Raw genomic sequence first — 13,505 nt, forward strand, 5'->3', positions numbered from 1 at the left:
ATGGCACAGTCATCCGTGACGCTTCCGGCATGACATCGACGCGTCCGATCCCCGAGCGGGGGTCCCTGCGGTCCCGCGCCGCGGCCCGAGCAACGCAGTCGACGTTGCGACCCATCGCGTCCCGACTGCCGTTCGGACGCGGCGGCGAACGCGTCGCCCGCGTCCTCGTCGAGGTGGCCATGCGTGCCTGCGGCGGAATCGCACCCGGCACGGTCGTCCGCACCGTGCGCGAGGACGGTGTGGTCGGGGAGTGGGTCGACGCGCGGGCAGGCCGGAGGCCGGTCGAAGATGGGGCAGGCCGGAGGCCGGTCGAAGATGGGGCAGGCCGGAGGCCGGTCGAGGGTGGGGACGGTTCCGTGGACACCGCCGACCCGATCCTCTATCTGCACGGCAGCGCGTACGCGATCTGTTCCGCACGGACGCACCGCGGCTTGGCGTCGCGTCTCTCCCGCGCGACGCAGCGTCCGGTCTTCGTGGTCGACTACCGACTCGCCCCCGAGTTCCCCTTCCCCGCCGCAGCCGACGACGTCGAGCGGGCGTACCGCTGGCTGCTGTCGAGCGGCCGCGCACCCGAGTCGGTCGTCGTGGCCGGTGACTCGGCGGGCGGTCACCTCGCGCTGGACCTGGTGCTGGACAACGCCCGACGATCGGTTCCGCAGCCTGGTGCGGTCCTCCTGTTCTCGCCGTTGATCGATCTGACCTTCACCCTCGCGCAGAACCGGGAGCGCATCCGTCGCGACCCGATGATCTCCGCAGCGGCGGCGCGGGCACTCACCGCGCTCTACACACGCGGCGAGGATCCCGACGGGCGGCGCCTACGACTGGCGGTCGAGGCGGGAACGGCACTGCCGCACTTCGTGGTTCAGGCCGGCGGTGCGGAGATGCTCGTCGCCGACGCCGAGCACCTGCGCGATCTGGTGGTCGATGCAGGTGGCACCTGCTCGCTCGAGATCTGGCCCGACCAGGTGCACGTGTTCCAGGCTCTGCCGCGCATCAGCCCGGAAGCGGACCTGGCACTCGCCCGCGCCGCGCACGCCCTGACAGCTCTCCATCGAACAGAGACGAGACACTGATGTTCTCTCGACCCAGACCACGCCTCACCCACGGGGCGGACGCCGTGGTCACCGGCGCCGGCAGTGGCATCGGCCGCGCCTTCGCACTCGAGATCGCCCGCCGCGGTGGCCGCGTCGTCTGCGCGGACATCTCACTCGAACGCGCCGAGGAGACGGTGCGGATGCTCGACGGCCCCGGCTTTGCCGTCCAGTGCGACGTCGCCGTGCAGTCGCAGGTCGAGGATCTCGCGCTGTTCGCCGAGCTCGAGTTCGGTGGCGCGCCGACGCTCGTGATCAACAACGCCGGCGTCGGCATCGGTGGCAAGCCGGTGGGCAACATCGGGTTCGAGGACTGGAACTGGGCGCTCGGCATCAACCTGTGGGGAGTGGTCCACGGCTGCGAGACGTTCGTTCCGCTGCTCCGTACCGCGGGTCGCGGCGGCATCATCAACGTGGCTTCCGCCGCGGGATTCGCGGCGGCACCGACGATGGGGCCCTACAACGTCGGCAAGGCGGGCGTCATGTCACTGTCCGAGACTCTCGCGGCCGAACTCTCCGGGTCGGGTGTCCACGTGACCGTGCTGTGCCCGACCTTCGTCAAGACCAACGTCGCGGTCGACGGTCGCATCACCGAGCGCTCCACGGAACTCGCGCAGAGGTTGATGCGGTGGACCGGCTTCTCACCCGAGCGGATCGCCGTCACCACGCTCGACGCGCACGACAGGAACCGCCTCTACGTCGTGCCCCAGCTCGACGCGAAAGCCATCTGGCTGACGAAACGGCTCCTCCCCACCCTCTACACCCGCGGAGCAGGGCTGCTCGACCGCCTGCTCCCCGGCGAGCCCGCCCCACAGTCCCTTCCCGCTGTTTCCGCCTCGACAGGAGTATGACGATGGCCTTCGACTTCGACGCCATGCTGGACAAGATCAAGGACCGCCAGTGGTCCCTCGCGGACATCGACTGGGACGCCCCCGGCGCCGAGATGATCCCGCCCGAGCAGCATGCCAAGCTCAAGCCGTTCCTGTCCGACCTCATGTGGATCGAGAACGTCGGTGCGCGCGGATTCGCCGCGATGGCACGCAAGGCGCCCACCGAGACGCTGCGCGAGATCTACCGTTACTTCCACGCGGAGGAGCAGAAGCACGCGAATGCCGAACTGGCACTGATGCGTCGGTGGGGCATGCTCGAGAACGACGAGATCCCGCAGCCGAACGTCAACGTCAAGCTGATCATCGACTGGCTCGACAAGTACTCGGATCAGACGCCGCTCGCCGTGCTGGGCACCGTCATCCCGATGCTCGAGGTCGCGCTCGACGGTGCGCTGGTCAAGTTCATCGTCGACGAGATCGATGACCCGGTCTGCCAGGAAGTGTTCAAGCGCATCAACGCGGACGAGTCGCGGCACCTCGCCGTCGACTTCGAGGTCATCGACCTGCTGGGCCACGCGAAGATGCGCCGCATTCTCGTCGAGACGATCGGCGCCTGGATGCATCCGTCGCTCATCATCGGCACCCTGCGGTACATCCCACTGCTGAACAAGATGCGGGACAACATCGTCGAGATGGGTGTCGACGAGGAGCGCCTCTACACCGCGATGAAGCGCTTCAAGAAGGTGGGCGAACGCAGCGAGTTTCCGAAGCGTCTGCCGATGTACCGCTTCATCAGCTGGCACGGGAGCGTCGTCATCAACCGCGACCACCCGTACCACAAGTTCGCCGACTCGATGGTGACGCTGACGGCCAAGTACCCGAAGCGGCTGCTGCGCCCGCAGCCCACGTGGTCCAAGGAACTCACGTACGAGCCCGTCGCATGACCGAGATTCTCTCCACCGCCATCATCGGAGGCGGATTCGCCGGCATCGGTGCCGCGATCCGGCTGCAGCAACGGGGGATTCGCGACATCGCCATCCTCGAACGCGGCACACGTGCCGGTGGGACCTGGCGTGACAACACGTATCCCGGTGCAGCCTGCGACATTCCGTCCCGCCTGTACTCGTACAGCTTCGCCCCCAATCCGGACTGGTCGCACACCTACTCCGGGAGTGCGGAGATCCTGGGCTACATCGACTCGATGGTCGAGAAGTTCGAGCTGAGCCGCTACCTCCGGTTCGGTCACACCGTCGTGGACGTCACCTGGCACGAGTCCCGGTCGCTCTGGGAGATCTCGGTCCAGGACCGGGAACCCGTCCTCGCCCGCACCGTCGTGATGGCGTCGGGACCGCTGGCGAACGTCAGCCTGCCCAAGATCCGCGGCGTCGAGACCTTCGCGGGAGCGAAGATCCACAGCGCCCGGTGGGACCACGACTACGACTTCGCCGGCAAGAAGGTCGCCGTCGTCGGCACCGGAGCCAGCGGCGTGCAGATCGTTCCCGAGCTGGTGAAGGTCGCCGAGTCGGTCAAGGTCTTCCAGCGCACGCCGGGGTGGGTGCTGCCCCGCACCAACTTCCGCACCCGCGGACTGACTCGCGAGATCTACCGCCGCGTGCCCTTCAGTCAGAGCGTCGCGCGCAAGGCCTGGTTCTGGGGCCACGAGTCGGTCGCCCTCGGGGTCGTCTGGAACTCGCCGCTCACGCGCGTGGTGGAGGGAGTGTCGAAGCTGCACCTACGCAGTCAGGTTCCGGATCCGTGGCTGCGGCGCCAGCTGACGCCGGAGTTCCGCGCCGGCTGCAAGCGCCTGCTGATGACCAGCAAGTACTACCCGGCGCTGCAGAAGGACAACTGCACGCTCGTCACCTGGCCCATCGCACAGATCTCCGAGAAGGGAATCCGCACGGTCGAGGGAGTCGAGCATCAGTTCGACGCGATCGTCTTCGCCACCGGGTTCGACGTCTCCAAGACCGGGTCGCCGATCCCCATCACCGGGCGCGACGGGCGCGTCCTCGCCGACGAGTGGAGCCGGGGAGCGCACGCCTACAAGTCGATCGCGGTGTCCGGGTACCCGAACATGTACTTCACGTTCGGGCCCAACTCCGGACCCGGCCACAGCTCCGCCCTGGTCTACATGGAGGCGCAGATCGACTACCTGGTCGATGCCATCGCCACCGCCGTGAACCAGAACTTCGTGCTCGACGTCCGCGCCTCGGTGCAGGCCGAGTACAACGCGGACCTGCAGCAGCGGCTGACCAAGACGACGTGGAACTCGGGGTGCTCGAGCTGGTACCTCACCGAGGACGGTTTCAACGCCACGATGTTTCCGGGCTTCGCCACGCAGTACGTCAAGCAGCTCGAGACGGTGCTGTTGCCGGACTACTCGGTGACGGCGGCAGCGACGGCACCGGTCGACGAGGTCGTCGCCGCGGTGTGACGGAGCGTTAGTCTGGAGGTCCGGCCGAGTGGAGGAGTGAGTCGATGACCGAGTACCGCATCGACGAACTGGCTCATGCCGCGGGCACGACCTCGCGCAACGTCCGGGCCTACCGTGAGCGTGGACTGCTCCCGCCCCCGCGTAAGCGGGGGCGGGTCGGCATCTACGACGACTCGCACCTCGCCCGGCTGCGACTGATCGACATCCTGCTCCAGCGCGGCTACACGACCACACACATCAGCGACTTCATCGATGGCTGGGAGAGCGGCAAGGACCTCACCGAGGTTCTCGGTCTGCAGCGCGCCCTCACCGAGCCGTGGTCGACGACCGGCGAGGTGCAGTCGGTCTCCGTCGACGAGGCGCGGCAGATGCTCGGCGACCCCGACGGCGTCCAGCTGTCCAGGCTCGTGGAGTACGGACTGGCCCGCATCAACGGCGACCGATGCACGTTCACCGATCCGAAGCTGTTGCAGGGCTTCACGTCCCTCGCGACCTACGGCTTCGGAATCCGCGAGGTCATGGACATCCACGAACGGCTCCATGCGGCCGTCGACGGAATGTCCAAGGACATGATCTCGACTGTGAAGAGTCACATCGTCGACCGCTACGGCGAGGGCTGGATTCCCGAGGGTGACGACGTCCTCCGGGCCACCGAGATGTTGCAGATCATGCGCACTCTCGCAGTCGATTCCGTGCATTCGTTGCTCGGCCGCACACTCGACCGCAACCTGCAGGAGCAGCTCGGCGAGTACCTCGAGGTCGCCATCGACAACACCTCTCGTTCGGACCGTCACACAGCCTGACCTCGCTTTTCGGACCAATGGGGCATGGTGGAGTCATGAACCGCACCAGACTGTCCGCCGCTGTCGCCCTCGCCGGCGCCACCGCCCTCGTTCTGACCAGTTGCTCGTCGTCGAGCGAGGAGGGGCAGGCGACGCCGGCGTCCTCCAGCGCTGCTCCGTCGTCGTCCAGCACTGCTCCGTCGTCGTCGGCGGCGAGTACGTCCTCGAACGCCACCGTCTACACGTTGCCGGGAACCGGCGTGTTCCCCGAGGGCATCACCGCCGACGACGACACCTTCTTCGTCTCGTCGACCTCCGACGGCGCCATCTTCCGCGGCACGGTCGGCAACACCACCGTCGAACCGTTCCTCCCCGGTGGACAGGACGGTCGCACCGGCGCGGCGGGACTGGACGTCGACGGGGACGACGACGAGAACACCCTCGTCGTGGCGGGCGGTGCGACCGGCACCGTCTGGATCTACGACGCGAAGTCCGGCGCACTGCGCGGGAAGTTCACCAACGGGCTCGGCCAGGACGCCACCTTCCTCAACGACGTCGTCATCGCCGACAACGGCGACGCCTTCATCACCGACTCGCGCAACCCCACGCTGTGGCACATCCCGGCGAACGCCACCGGTGAGGGCCAGTTGGAGCCGTTCGTCGACTTCACCGGATCCCCGTTCGCGTACGGCGAGGGCTTCAACGCCAACGGCATCGTCGAGGCGGACGACGACAACGCGTTGGTGATCGTGCAGTCCAGCACCGGCAACCTGTACCGCGTGGCCCGCGACTCCAAGGCCGTCACGCAGGTGGACCTCGGCGGCGCGACACTTCAGAACGGCGACGGCATGGAGATGGAGGACGACACGCTCTACGTGGTTCGCAACCGCGACAGCCTCATCGCCACAGTCGATCTCGACGACGACGGCAACCGTGGGCGGGTGACCGGTGAGATCACCGACCCCAGCTTCGCCTACCCCACCACCGTCGCCGACGTCGACGATCAGCTGCTGGTGGTCAACAGCCAGTTCGACAAGCGTGGGGGCACTCCGGTGGAGCCCTTCACCGTGGTCGGTGTGCCTGAGCGGTAGGGGTTGGGCTTGGGGTGTGCGCTGGTTGCGTGAGGTGCGGTCGGTCGGTCGGTGCGTGCGCGTCGGTGGTTGGCGGCTCGTGGCGGTGGTGTGCACGGGTTGCGTGGTGCGCACACCCCTTTCCGCCGGCTGAGTTGGGTGTGGGCGGCTGGAAGTAGTGCGGGTCGGTCGGCTGGGTGGTGCTTTGCCGGTGGTTGGCGGCTCGTGGCGGTGGTGTGCGCGGGTTGCGTGGCGCGCACACCCCTTTCCGCCGGCGGAGCGGGGTGAAGGTGGCTGGAAGTAGTGCGGGTCGGTCAGCGAGGGCCGGTGTTGCCGATGCGGGACGTCGAGTCGTCCTCCGTTTCCTGATACCCGCGACCCGCTTCGAGGAAGGCCTCGCGGAGGTTGGTGACGGCGGTGATGTGGGCCGCGAGCACGGAGCTCAGTGAACCCTCCGGGCCGTGGGTGAGGTCGGAGTACTTGCGCTCCAACGCGAGTCCGGAGGGCAGAGTCCCGAAGCCGCCCGAGAGAGTGCTCTGTGTGACGGAGTACGACAGTGCGTCGAGGCCCTCGACGAATCGCGAGCAGGCTTGCGCGCATCGTTCCGCCTGATGCGCATCGGTGATCAGATCGCGAGTCACAGCGCTCTCCTTTCAGTTCGGTAGGTACGGAGCTAAGGCGGTCGCCGATGCAATGGCAGCCGCACACGGATCGTTCTCCGAGACCACGGACAGCTTGACGTCGATCAGCACGGTGATGACCCCGCGTGCCCATGGGAACGCCACAACGCAGTTGCGGTCAGAGGCAATGTCGAGTTGGTAGGTCATAGCGTCAGTTCGCTGATCGATCAGCACAGCGTCCGCGTTCACGGTGGTGTCGTTACGGCGTATCTCTTCCATGGTCCGAGTTGTCGACTGCACGCCGAGGAAGTGACTCGCGCTGGTCCAGGTGCAGTATCGCCACTGATCGGAATTCAGTGGACCACTGTCGTCCTTCGTCGCCGGATCTGCCCCCGCCGCCCGGATGGCCTCGTCGGGTATCACGGTGCAGGGGTCGAAGAGTTCCATCGCGACCGGCTCGGCGGTGCCTCTCATCCCACCGCACCCGGTGAGTGACGCGACGACTGCCGCGACAGCGAGTACCCCACAGTTCCTGCGCACACGTCGTTGGACGCACGCTCCGCTCCTGCGGTTCCGTGCTCCCACTGCACACAACGGTGTCCCCACGGGCACATCCGACCATCCGGAACCGCTCTGTGTGCAGAAATGCGCGCCGGGAACCGAGCGGGTGGTTGCGGCGTCGAAGGCTGTACCGCGCCACGGCGGACGATCGGAAGGCCTTCACCATGCACTCGACCACTCTGCCCGTTCCTTCCAGCGGTATCGGAAGTCTGACCAACGCAACATCATTGGCGGTGCTCGTCGCGTTCGCGACCCAGTGTGCGGTGGCGTGTGTCGCCGCGATCGCGGGATTCGGCGCCGTCGTCGTCAGTGCCCTCGCTGCCTTCGCGAGTGCGGACGAGTCGCCCGGCGCGATGTTCGTGGGCTCACTCGCCGATGCGTGGGCGTTCGTTCTCGTCATCGCTGCGGTGGGGCACGGGGTGCTCGCGACGATGATCGTGCAACGCCGACGTTCGGCACGCGTCGTCGTGACGGCAGTGGCCATCGTGTGGGCGGTGGCGCTGCTTCACTCCCCGATGGTGTGGCCGTTGGTGGTGGTGCAGGCGGGTTCTGCGCTGGCGTGGTGGATCCCGGCGTCACGGCGCCCGACCCCCAACTGACTCACACGAGCAGCGCGGCGATGGACCCGGGAAACGTCTCGTCGGGCCTGCGTTCGTAGAGCTCGGCGGGGCGTCCGCCCGCAGCCGACGTGGTGGCGCCCGTACCGACCAGCGCCCCGATCACATGACGGCGGAAGGTGTCCTTGCGCAGCGGGCGGTCGAACACGGTCTCGTACAGGGTGCGCAGATCGAGCAGCGTGAAGGTGGTTCCCAGCAGGTGCGACGGATCAGGACGGGTGAGGTAGCGAGACCGCAGGTCGCCCACGGCGGCGGACACCATGTCGGCGTGGTCGAAGGCCATCGGTTCCACAGGCCGATCCGCCTCGACGGCCAGGAGATCGGTGCCGGAAGGCAGGGAGTCGGTGGGCGCCTCCGCGCAGTGCGCCATCGACAGGACCCATCCTCGATCGTCGCGGTCGGGAGCGTCGAACATCCGGATCTGATGGAACTCGACGCCGTCGATGCCGGCCTTGGTGCTCAACGCGCGCCTCGCCGCATCTGCGAGCGTCTCGCCCGGATGCAGGAATGTGCCGGGAAGTGCAGCTCCCCAGGGTGATTCCACCGTCACCACGTTCAGCGTTCCGCCGTGGACGGTGAGAACGGCGACGTCGACAGCGACGGACGGTCGTGGGTACGACGTCAGATCGGAGGGCATGGGTTGCAGCTTAGCGCAGTGGTGCGGTATGGTTAGCGCACAAACGAGCAAAGGGACGACATGAAGCTGACCGACGAACAGAAGAACCGCGCCGAGGGCGTCGTGCTCGGCACCGCAGCCGGTGACGCGCTGGGTGCCGGATACGAGTTCGGCTACCCGACGCCCGAGACGGTGATCGACATGATCGGCGGCGGCACCTTCGACTGGGCGCCCGGCGAGTGGACGGACGACACGTCGATGGCCCTCTGCATCGCCGAGGCGCTGGTGGAGGGCCGGGGACTCGACGGCGTCGCGGCGAACTTCGTGGCCTGGATCGACACGAACCCGGCGGACGTCGGTATCCAGACGCGCACGGTGTTGTCCCGGCGCAGCAGGTCGGCTGCCGAGATGACCGCCGTCGCCGCAGGACTGTCCGGCAGGACAGGCGGCAACGGTTCGCTGATGAGAACTGCCCCGGTGGCGCTGGCGTATCTCGACGACCCGGATCAGCTCTCGGTGGCCGCTGCGCAGATCAGCGCCCTGACGCACAGTGATCCGCAGGCGGGGGAGGCATGCCAGATCTGGACTGCCGGCATCCGGCACGCCGTCCTGCACGGTACCTACGACGGCATCTCGCTGTACCTCGACGCGGCGGAGCCGTCGGTGCGCGACACCTGGGCGCCGTTGCTCGACGCCGCGGAGAAGGGGCGCCCGTCGGACTTCGACAGGAACGGGTGGGTGGTGCACGCGCTCCAGACGGCCTGGTCGGCCATCACGGCCACCGAGGAGAACGGGGACCAGCTGACAGCGGCGCTGGAGGCGTGTGTCCGCGCGGGCGGCGACACCGACACCACCGCGGCCATAGCCGGTGGGCTTCTCGGCGCACGCTGGGGCGCCTCGGTGATCCCCGAGGCGTGGACCACGATCCTGCACGGGTACCCCGGACGACGAGCCGCGGACCTCGCGGATCTGGGACGTCGCCTCGCAGAAGGAGCAGCAGCATGAGTGTCATCGATGTGGTCACCGGAGACATCACCACCGTGCGCGCGGACGTGATCGTCAATGCCGCCAACTCGACCCTCCTCGGTGGAGGCGGGGTGGACGGCGCCATCCACCGCGCAGGCGGACGAGAGATCCTCGACGCCTGCAAGATTCTGCGGGCGACGACCCTTCCGAACGGACTCGACACGGGTGCCGCCGTCGCGACGCCCGCAGGCCGCCTGCCGGCGAGGTGGGTCGTCCACACCGTGGGGCCGCGGTACTCGGCGCGCGAGGACCGCTCGCCGATCCTGCGCGCAGCGTACGAGCGCTCCCTTCTCCTGGCTCACTCGCTCGGAGCATCCTCGATCGCGTTCCCGCTCATCTCGGGCGGTGCGTACGGATGGCCGGTGGAGCTGGCGGTCGCCGAACAGGTGCGCGCGGTGACGTCGGCGCCCGTGTCCGTGGATCTCGTGACCCTGGTGGCCTACTCGGCCGAGGTGCACCGCATGACGACGCGGGCCGTCGGCTGACCGGTCATCGCCGACGTGCTCGCCACGCCGACCAGGCGCCGGTGGCCCACAGAGCCCAGATCACCAGCAATGGCTGGAACAGCAGCCGGATACCTCGTGCCCGATCGGTGTCCAGCCCGAAAGCGTCTGTGTGCGTGACGAACTGAGAGATGTTGCCCGGGAACACGGCGACGAAGAACAGCGCCGTGACCCACCCCACCGCCACCCGGTACCGCGTCAGGGCGACGAGAGCCAGGCCCAGCACCACCTCGACGACACCCGATGCGACCACCACGAGATCGGTGTCGAGCGGCATCCACGTCGGTACCTGCGCGGCAAACTCCTGCCGGGCCCAGAACAGGTGGCTCAGTCCGGCGAACACCAGGAACGCGCCGAGGACGAGCCGCCCGACGATACGAGGCACGGTCGCAGGGGCGGGGCGCGTGGTCATGCCTGCCACCCTACGAGGCGCCGCGCTGCCGGTCCGGTCGGCCGAGAACGCGGCCCAGCTCCTCGTGCGCGTAGACCCTGTTCTCGCAGTAGACGGCGCCGCCGACGCACTCCTCGTCGTCGCAGTCGCAGAACCTGTACGGCTCCGCGTTCCAGCGGCTGCCGTACTGCGACCCCGGCTCCGCGACGAGTGCGGCGACCTCGCGCACCGTCCTCTGCTCGCCGCGTCTGCGCTGCCCCCGGCGATGTCCGCCCATGTCCGTCCCCCCGTTGTCGGTGGCGTCACGCTAGGGGAGGGGTACGACAGGCGCCGGCTGATGTTGAGTGATGCAGTGGATGCCGCCGCCCCGGGCGAACAGCGGCCGGGCGTCGACGCTCACGACGCGTCGGCCGGGATAGGCCTCGGACAGGATGCGCACCGCCTCGTCGTCGTTCGGATCGTCGAAGCTGCAGGCGATGACCCCGCCGTTGACCACGTAGTGGTTGATGTAGCTGTAGTCGACGACGCCCTCGTCGTCCCGCAGCACGGTCGGTGCGGGAACCGGAACGACACGGAGTCCCTCCCGGGTGAGGAGATCCATGACGTCGCGGCTGATCTCGTGGTCCGGATGCGTGGGGTCGCGCTGGTCGTGCACGAGGGCGACGCCCGGCGTCGGCATCGCGGCGACGATGTCCACGTGGCCGCGGGTGCCGTAGGTCTCCGAGTCCCGAGTCAGGCCGCGCGGCAACCAGATCGCGCGATCGACACCGAGAGTGCGGGACAGCTCCGCCTCGACGTCCTGCTTCGACCAGGTGGGGTTGCGTCCGCTGTCGAGCTGCACCGTGTCGGTGAGGAGGACAGTTCCGGCGCCATCGGCCTGGATGCCGCCGCCCTCGTTGACCATGTCGGACGCGACGACCGGAACGCCGGCCGCCCGCGCCACCAGTGCACCGATCCGGGCGTCGTTCTCCCACGTCGCCCACTCCTGCGCGCCCCACCCGTTGAAGACCCAGTCCACCGCGCCGACGGTTCCGTCGTCCGAGACCACGAAGGTCGGCCCGATGTCGCGCATCCACGCGTCGTCGAGAGGTGCCTCGAGGATCGTGATGCCCGATCCCAGGTACTCCGCGGCGACGCGGGCCTCACGGGGATCCACCAGGACGGTCACCGGCTCGAACTCGGCCACGGCGCGGGCGACGGCGGCCCACGTCGTGCGAGCCTCGTGGCGCTCCTCCTCGGTGTCGCCGAGCGAGTAACCGGGGCTGGGGAACGCCATCCAGGTGCGCTCGTGCGGTTCGCCCTCGGCGGGCATGCGCCACGTCACCGGGTACCCGCCACGGGCTGGGTGAGGGTGCCGTACGTGTCCGGACGTCGGGTGTCGAGGAACGGGAACAGCGTCAGCCAGTCGCCACGCTGGTCGAGGTCGAGATCGGCGACCAGGACGGCCGAGCGGTCGCGGGGAGCCGACACGAGAACGCGGCCGTACGGGTCGGAGATGAACGAGGAACCGTAGAACGTGATGGCGCCCTCGTCACCGTGGCGGTTGGGTACCACCATGAACGTGCCGTTCGCGATGCCGTTGCCGACGATGACCTGCTGCCAGAGAGGTTGGGTGTCGAAGTCGGGATGATCCGGCTCCGAGCCGATGGCCGTCGGATAGACCAGGACCTCCGCGCCGGCCACCGAGTAGGCCCGCGCGACCTCAGGGAACCACTCGTCCCAGCACGTCGGCATTCCCAGTGCGAGGTCCGCCGCACGGTGCACGGGGTACGGGTCGTCGGCAGGTCCGGGGCGGAAGTACGTGTCCTCGTGGTAGCCGGCGGTGACGGGAATGTGCAGTTTCCGAGTCCGGGCCGTCACCTCGCCGTCGGGCGAGACCAGGACGGCGGTGTTGTACCCGAGGCCGTCGCCGACGGTGTCGTCGCGTTCGTACAGCGACGCGTGCACGACGATGCCGTGACGCGCGGCGACCTCGGCGGCGAAGGTGACCGTCGGCCCGGTGGCCAGGTCCTCCGCGCTGCGGGCGGGGTTCTCGCCGCCCGGCACGAACGCCGGATAGCGGCTGAGGGTCAGCTCCGGGAGGAAGACGATGCGAGCGCCTTCCCCTGCCGCAGTGGCGATCCCGTCCTCCAGTTCGGCGCGCACCACGCTCGGATCCTCGTGCCACCGATGCTGCACCAGCGCCACTCGTACCGGTGGGCGGCCGGTCTCGCGCGTGCGGGCGGGCGACGGCGGAGGGGTGGTGGCGGTGATGGTCAGCATCGGGTGTCCTCGTCCGTAAAACGAATGTGATTCGTTAAGTATGGTGTGACGACGGCCCGAACGCAAGAGGAAGGAGCCGGCGATGCCGCGTCCGTCGACACGGTTGCTGTCCACCGACCTGATCACCGATACCGCACTCGCGCTGGTCGATCGGCACGGCGACTTCACGATGCCGGGACTCGCCGAGCGGCTGGCGGTGCGGCCGTCGTCGTTGTACAACCACGTGGCGGGGCGGGCCGAGATCGTGGAATTGATGCGTACGCGCATGATGGCGGGCATCGAGATCCCGGCCGACTCCCGCGACTGGAGTGAGGCGGTCTCCCGCATCGCGCAGGAGTACCGCCGCCACTACGCCCGACATCCGCGCGCCATCCCGCTGTTCACGGCGCACACGGTGCGCTCCGCCGTGGCGTTCGACATGTACAACGCGTTGGCGACGGCCCTGTCCGACGGCGGCTTCGCGCCCGCCGAGGTGCTGCACGCGATCACCGCCGTCGACAGTTTCGTCCTGGGGTCAGCGCTCGATCTCGCAGCGCCCGAACAGGTCTGGGCCTCGGCCGACGAAGCGAACGACGCCATGCGCGCGGCGCTGGAGACCTCGGGCGCCGGCCGCGCGGACGCGGCGTTCGAGTTCGGGCTCGCAGTGCTCATCGCGGGGCTGCAGGCACGCTCGCCCCGCAGCTGACGAGCCTCTCAGCTGAC

17 protein-coding genes are annotated in these 13,505 nt (G+C 68.4%); 10 read left to right on the plus strand and 7 right to left on the minus strand.

Annotated features, from left to right (window positions below; translation table 11 throughout):
• Nucleotides 1–29 precede the first annotated feature (29 nt).
• From QE397_RS03650 to QE397_RS03675, 6 genes are read left to right on the plus strand one after another with little or no spacing between them, the layout of a single operon-like run.
• Nucleotides 30–1,073, plus strand: a complete 1,044-nt coding sequence (locus tag QE397_RS03650) for an alpha/beta hydrolase fold domain-containing protein (RefSeq protein WP_307091814.1) — start codon at nt 30–32, stop codon at nt 1,071–1,073.
• A complete protein-coding gene (locus QE397_RS03655) occupies nt 1,073–1,942 on the plus strand; it encodes an SDR family NAD(P)-dependent oxidoreductase (protein ID WP_307091816.1) in 870 nt (289 codons plus the stop codon). Before QE397_RS03650 ends, QE397_RS03655 begins: the two co-directional genes overlap by 1 nt.
• 2 nt (nt 1,943–1,944) lie before the next feature.
• Nucleotides 1,945–2,865 carry a hypothetical protein gene (locus QE397_RS03660; RefSeq protein WP_027504905.1) on the plus strand — a complete coding sequence of 307 codons (921 nt, stop codon included), beginning with the start codon at nt 1,945–1,947 and terminating at the stop codon, nt 2,863–2,865.
• The gene (locus QE397_RS03665) at nt 2,862–4,355 is read left to right on the plus strand and encodes an NAD(P)/FAD-dependent oxidoreductase (RefSeq protein ID WP_222632788.1); all 1,494 of its coding nucleotides are present in this window, start codon (nt 2,862–2,864) and stop codon (nt 4,353–4,355) included. The genes QE397_RS03660 and QE397_RS03665 overlap by 4 nt, the downstream gene beginning before the upstream one ends.
• A gap of 44 nt (nt 4,356–4,399) precedes the next feature.
• Nucleotides 4,400–5,158 carry a MerR family transcriptional regulator gene (locus QE397_RS03670; RefSeq protein WP_307091819.1) on the plus strand — a complete coding sequence of 253 codons (759 nt, stop codon included), beginning with the start codon at nt 4,400–4,402 and terminating at the stop codon, nt 5,156–5,158.
• Nucleotides 5,159–5,193: 35 nt separating this feature from the next.
• Nucleotides 5,194–6,228 (plus strand): SMP-30/gluconolactonase/LRE family protein, encoded by a 1,035-nt coding sequence (locus tag QE397_RS03675; RefSeq protein WP_307091822.1) that lies wholly within the window; start codon nt 5,194–5,196, stop codon nt 6,226–6,228.
• Between the two features lie 293 nt (nt 6,229–6,521).
• Here the strand turns inward: QE397_RS03675 and QE397_RS03680 are convergent, their stop codons facing one another.
• Together QE397_RS03680 and QE397_RS03685 are read right to left on the minus strand one after the other, a co-directional pair.
• A complete protein-coding gene (locus tag QE397_RS03680; protein WP_307091824.1) occupies nt 6,522–6,848 on the minus strand; it encodes a hypothetical protein in 327 nt (108 codons plus the stop codon).
• Nucleotides 6,849–6,860: 12 nt separating this feature from the next.
• On the minus strand, nt 6,861–7,301 hold the full coding sequence (locus QE397_RS03685) for a DUF3558 family protein (protein ID WP_307091825.1): 441 nt from the start codon (nt 7,299–7,301) through the stop codon (nt 6,861–6,863).
• A gap of 251 nt (nt 7,302–7,552) precedes the next feature.
• Here QE397_RS03685 and QE397_RS03690 point away from each other — a divergent pair, with 251 nt between their 5' ends.
• Nucleotides 7,553–7,987: a hypothetical protein gene (locus tag QE397_RS03690; RefSeq protein ID WP_307091826.1), complete on the plus strand. Its 435-nt coding sequence runs from the start codon at nt 7,553–7,555 to the stop codon at nt 7,985–7,987.
• Nucleotide 7,988: 1 nt separating this feature from the next.
• Here QE397_RS03690 and QE397_RS03695 read toward each other — a convergent pair whose 3' ends face one another.
• Nucleotides 7,989–8,642: an NUDIX domain-containing protein gene (locus QE397_RS03695; RefSeq protein ID WP_222649559.1), complete on the minus strand. Its 654-nt coding sequence runs from the start codon at nt 8,640–8,642 to the stop codon at nt 7,989–7,991.
• Between the two features lie 60 nt (nt 8,643–8,702).
• Here QE397_RS03695 and QE397_RS03700 point away from each other — a divergent pair, with 60 nt between their 5' ends.
• Nucleotides 8,703–9,626 carry an ADP-ribosylglycohydrolase family protein gene (locus QE397_RS03700; RefSeq protein WP_307091829.1) on the plus strand — a complete coding sequence of 308 codons (924 nt, stop codon included), beginning with the start codon at nt 8,703–8,705 and terminating at the stop codon, nt 9,624–9,626.
• Nucleotides 9,623–10,132, plus strand: coding sequence for an O-acetyl-ADP-ribose deacetylase (locus QE397_RS03705; RefSeq protein WP_056448287.1), 510 nt, complete (start codon nt 9,623–9,625; stop codon nt 10,130–10,132). Before QE397_RS03700 ends, QE397_RS03705 begins: the two co-directional genes overlap by 4 nt.
• A 4-nt stretch (nt 10,133–10,136) precedes the next feature.
• Here the strand turns inward: QE397_RS03705 and QE397_RS03710 are convergent, their stop codons facing one another.
• From QE397_RS03710 to QE397_RS03725, 4 genes are read right to left on the minus strand one after another with little or no spacing between them, the layout of a single operon-like run.
• Nucleotides 10,137–10,562 (minus strand): DoxX family membrane protein, encoded by a 426-nt coding sequence (locus tag QE397_RS03710; RefSeq protein ID WP_056448542.1) that lies wholly within the window; start codon nt 10,560–10,562, stop codon nt 10,137–10,139.
• A gap of 10 nt (nt 10,563–10,572) precedes the next feature.
• On the minus strand, nt 10,573–10,818 hold the full coding sequence (locus QE397_RS03715; protein WP_307091831.1) for a hypothetical protein: 246 nt from the start codon (nt 10,816–10,818) through the stop codon (nt 10,573–10,575).
• 30 nt (nt 10,819–10,848) lie between these two features.
• Complete coding sequence (locus QE397_RS03720) at nt 10,849–11,865, minus strand: agmatine/peptidylarginine deiminase (RefSeq protein WP_307091833.1); 1,017 nt, start codon at nt 11,863–11,865, stop codon at nt 10,849–10,851.
• Entirely contained in the window at nt 11,862–12,803 is a 942-nt protein-coding gene (locus tag QE397_RS03725) for a nitrilase-related carbon-nitrogen hydrolase (RefSeq protein ID WP_027504917.1), read from the minus strand. Before QE397_RS03725 ends, QE397_RS03720 begins: the two co-directional genes overlap by 4 nt.
• An 82-nt stretch (nt 12,804–12,885) precedes the next feature.
• Here QE397_RS03725 and QE397_RS03730 point away from each other — a divergent pair, with 82 nt between their 5' ends.
• A complete protein-coding gene (locus QE397_RS03730) occupies nt 12,886–13,488 on the plus strand; it encodes a TetR/AcrR family transcriptional regulator C-terminal domain-containing protein (protein WP_307091835.1) in 603 nt (200 codons plus the stop codon).
• The last annotated feature ends 17 nt before the right edge of the window (nt 13,489–13,505 follow it).

Origin of the sequence: Rhodococcus sp. SORGH_AS_0301 (genome assembly GCF_030818285.1) — a bacterium.
In the GTDB taxonomy this organism is placed as follows: Bacteria; Actinomycetota; Actinomycetes; order Mycobacteriales; family Mycobacteriaceae; genus Rhodococcoides.

Excerpts from the sequence above, each read along its gene's own strand:
- QE397_RS03650 (WP_307091814.1), top strand. The coding sequence starts at position 30 with ATGACATCGACGCGTCCGATCCCCGAGCGGGGGTCCCTGCGGTCCCGC.
- QE397_RS03655 (WP_307091816.1), top strand. The coding sequence starts at position 1,073 with ATGTTCTCTCGACCCAGACCACGCCTCACCCACGGGGCGGACGCCGTG.
- QE397_RS03660 (WP_027504905.1), top strand. The coding sequence starts at position 1,945 with ATGGCCTTCGACTTCGACGCCATGCTGGACAAGATCAAGGACCGCCAG.
- QE397_RS03665 (WP_222632788.1), top strand. The coding sequence starts at position 2,862 with ATGACCGAGATTCTCTCCACCGCCATCATCGGAGGCGGATTCGCCGGC.
- QE397_RS03670 (WP_307091819.1), top strand. The coding sequence starts at position 4,400 with ATGACCGAGTACCGCATCGACGAACTGGCTCATGCCGCGGGCACGACC.
- QE397_RS03675 (WP_307091822.1), top strand. The coding sequence starts at position 5,194 with ATGAACCGCACCAGACTGTCCGCCGCTGTCGCCCTCGCCGGCGCCACC.
- QE397_RS03685 (WP_307091825.1), bottom strand. The coding sequence starts at position 7,301 with ATGAGAGGCACCGCCGAGCCGGTCGCGATGGAACTCTTCGACCCCTGC.
- QE397_RS03690 (WP_307091826.1), top strand. The coding sequence starts at position 7,553 with ATGCACTCGACCACTCTGCCCGTTCCTTCCAGCGGTATCGGAAGTCTG.
- QE397_RS03695 (WP_222649559.1), bottom strand. The coding sequence starts at position 8,642 with ATGCCCTCCGATCTGACGTCGTACCCACGACCGTCCGTCGCTGTCGAC.
- QE397_RS03700 (WP_307091829.1), top strand. The coding sequence starts at position 8,703 with ATGAAGCTGACCGACGAACAGAAGAACCGCGCCGAGGGCGTCGTGCTC.
- QE397_RS03705 (WP_056448287.1), top strand. The coding sequence starts at position 9,623 with ATGAGTGTCATCGATGTGGTCACCGGAGACATCACCACCGTGCGCGCG.
- QE397_RS03710 (WP_056448542.1), bottom strand. The coding sequence starts at position 10,562 with ATGACCACGCGCCCCGCCCCTGCGACCGTGCCTCGTATCGTCGGGCGG.
- QE397_RS03715 (WP_307091831.1), bottom strand. The coding sequence starts at position 10,818 with ATGGGCGGACATCGCCGGGGGCAGCGCAGACGCGGCGAGCAGAGGACG.
- QE397_RS03725 (WP_027504917.1), bottom strand. The coding sequence starts at position 12,803 with ATGCTGACCATCACCGCCACCACCCCTCCGCCGTCGCCCGCCCGCACG.
- QE397_RS03730 (WP_307091835.1), top strand. The coding sequence starts at position 12,886 with ATGCCGCGTCCGTCGACACGGTTGCTGTCCACCGACCTGATCACCGAT.